The sequence below is a fragment of the Mesorhizobium sp. M2A.F.Ca.ET.042.01.1.1 genome, assembly GCF_003997405.1.
In the GTDB taxonomy this organism is placed as follows: domain Bacteria; phylum Pseudomonadota; class Alphaproteobacteria; order Rhizobiales; family Rhizobiaceae; genus Mesorhizobium.
Window position 1 is genome coordinate 1 of the sequence record NZ_RZRX01000563.1, and the last position, 1237, is coordinate 1237.

The window sequence follows — 1237 nt, forward strand, 5'->3', positions numbered from 1 at the left end:
ACCACGCGCTCACGTAGATCCGTCGACAATGCCATTCATGCTGGCCTCCTTCCCAGCAGGAACGGTGAATCAGAAAATCGCTGATTTGGGAATCCTCAACGACTCCAAACATTTTCATCCCGCTCTAGGCGTCGCGATTGGTCAGCGCGATGTGGCAGCAGCCGGAGCCTTGGCCCGGCGTCCATGTGACATTGGCGAAGCGAACGCCGGTGGCCTCGAACAGGCCGCGGTCGAAGGCGCCGGCGATGCGGCAGAGCGTGGCGAGTTTCTCCTCGCCGACGCCTGCTTCCACCCAAGCATCCTTCAACGGGCAGCGCTTGACCTTGAAGGCGATGTGGTCCGGACCGCGCTCGACATGGGTCGGATACATCCGCCCACCATCCGGACTGACGGCGAGGAACGCCTCGCCGATCGCCGGCGCGTCGTTTGGACCGAAGCCGGCGAAGGCCGCCGCCGCGACTTCCCGGCCGCGCTTCTCGATGCTGCGGATCATCACCGCCTCGGCCTTTTCAGCGCCGAGCTCGGCGGTCAGTTCTTCGAGGAAGAGGCGGTAGAGGTCGGCGCGGTTGCGGAAGGCGGAATCGAGCTCGCGCGACAGTTTCTCGGCTCTGGCTGCTTCGGGATCGGTCATCGTGCGTCCTGATCTTGTTGTTTGACCATGATCTTGTCCGCAAATCGGTTGCCACTTTGCGGGATCATGGCCGGTTCCTGTTCAATCTCGGTGCCGCCTCGACAAGGGCCTTGCCGACCGGCGATTGCGGGTTGGCGATGACGGCGCGGGCATCGCCGCTTTCGGCGATCCGGCCGGCATCGAGGATGACGACGCGATGGGCCACCGCGCGGATGACGCCGAGGTCATGCGAAATGAACAGGTAGGCGATCCGTTCCTGCCTTTGCAGGTCGAGCAGCAATTCCAGGATCTTGCCGCGCACCGAGACATCGAGGGCCGAGACGGCCTCGTCGAGCACGATCAGCGACGGCCGCGTGGCAATGGCGCGAGCGATCGCGACGCGCTGTCGCTGGCCGCCGGAAATCTCGTGGATGGCGCGCGCGGCGAGGCCGGCGTCGAGGCCGACGCGCTCCAAAAGCGCCGCGATGCGGCGTGGACGCTCGGCACGCGGGGCGATGTTGTGGATGCGCAACGGATCGTCGAGCACCCGCGCGACGGTCGCGCGGGGATTGAAGGCGGCGAGCGGATCCTGGAATACCATTTGCAGGCGGGCACGGCGGGCGGCGG

General features: G+C 65.8%; 2 protein-coding genes. Both read right to left on the minus strand.

Annotated features, from left to right (window positions below; genetic code table 11):
- Nucleotides 1-124: 124 nt before the first annotated feature.
- Nucleotides 125-631, minus strand: coding sequence for an L-2-amino-thiazoline-4-carboxylic acid hydrolase (locus EOA23_RS34840; protein WP_127307327.1), 507 nt, complete (start codon nucleotides 629-631; stop codon nucleotides 125-127).
- 64 nt (nucleotides 632-695) lie between these two features.
- The coding region (locus EOA23_RS34845) for an ATP-binding cassette domain-containing protein (protein ID WP_127307328.1) at nucleotides 696-1237 on the minus strand (542 nt) is incomplete at its 5' end.